General features: G+C 58.8%; 2 protein-coding genes. Both read right to left on the reverse strand.

Annotated elements, in window-relative coordinates; translation table 11 throughout:
- Nucleotides 1-843: FmdE family protein (locus V6C07_RS00295; protein ID WP_333534340.1), on the reverse strand; the 843-nt coding region annotated here is incomplete at its 3' end.
- A 216-nt stretch (nt 844-1,059) separates the two neighbouring features.
- Nucleotides 1,060-1,337, reverse strand: a 278-nt coding sequence (gene mobA, locus V6C07_RS00300) for a molybdenum cofactor guanylyltransferase (protein ID WP_442891918.1), incomplete at its 5' end; no start/stop codon positions are given.

The raw sequence follows: 1,337 nt of genomic DNA on the forward strand, positions 1-1,337 counted from the left end.
TTCGTGCACCGTATCGCCGCTCCGCGCGGCATAGGCGGCAAAATCGCTCTCGTCCACCGGGCTGTCGGTCACCGCCACATGAAAGCGCCCCATCTGCTGAAGACGACAGATATCGCCCACGCTGATGCGCTGCCCGGCCCTGAACTCCGGCCCCTTGAACTGACCGGGATCTATGCGGGTCATGTCGTGCGCCACGGTATGGCCCACGGCTTCCTCAACAGGAACCACACGTATTCCGGCGGCTTCCTGCCGGGGGGCCGCCTTGATTTCGCGCCGGGCCACCACATAGGGAGCCTCGCCCTGGCATCCCCGGCATACGGGACCGTCTTCCGCCGGATACGCCTCGCCGCAACCGGGACAGCAGACAATGCGCGTCATGTGCTTATGGCCGATAAAGCGGCGCTTTATGGTCACAGGCTCCACATTGCAGATACTGTCTCCGGCCTGTTCTATTTCGGATTCAAGGCGCGGCACATCCTGGTCTTTCTTGGGTTTTTCCTTGAAGAACCAGGCCTTGATTTCCGGGTAGGCAGCCATTTTTTCCGGGTCCAGACTTACGCGCACGCCTTCGCCCGTATGTTTGTCAAAAAGCGAAACAGCATAACGCCCCAGATTATGTATTTTCATCCAGCCGTTGCCGATGCTGCACAGGGTGAGCAGTTGCACGGCGTCGGGCAGGCATTTGCCGGACTCCACCACGGCCTCGAAAAGCGTGCCTTCGGGAATGTGCTTTTTGGCGAGCTCCACCATATACCCGCCCACAAGCAGTCCAGGCGCGGCATAGCCATGAAAATTTTCCGCCAGGCGCCGAAATTCGTCGAATGTATAGGAACCGATATTCATGCGTTTCTCCAATGCTGCTGCCCCTGCCGGAGCGGATGCGAATGCTGTTTTGACCCTGTGTAAGCCAATTCGTCTGTTCTGGCTAGCTGTGCGCCGCTTTTCTCCACCTGTGCGCCAAAAGCCCCGCACACGCGGATAACGCTGATTTTCACGCGCGCGACCGTTAATCCGCATAAGGCTCTGACGTGGTATAACAATTGGACGTTACTGCAAAAATCACCCTTTTTCAGCAAAGCGTGCATTTTTTTGCGCCAGCAGGATGCGGGCCTGCTCAAGATCGGCGGGACAGTTGCAGTTAAAGAAAGGTTCGTCCTCTTCCGGCCCGTAGTCCACAAAGTGCCGCAGGTCGCCTGGAACCATCAGGCCCAGCTTGCGTTCGCCACGGGCCAGGGCCGCATCAAAATACGGCAGGGCCGCCACCTCATAAATCGCGGTGAGAGACTCCACACGGCCGGTATTCCGCGCGCGGTAGGCCGTAACCAGCGTTTGCGGGG

This window comes from Desulfovibrio sp. 1214_IL3152 (genome assembly GCF_036763055.1).
Classification (GTDB): domain Bacteria; phylum Desulfobacterota; class Desulfovibrionia; order Desulfovibrionales; family Desulfovibrionaceae; genus Desulfovibrio.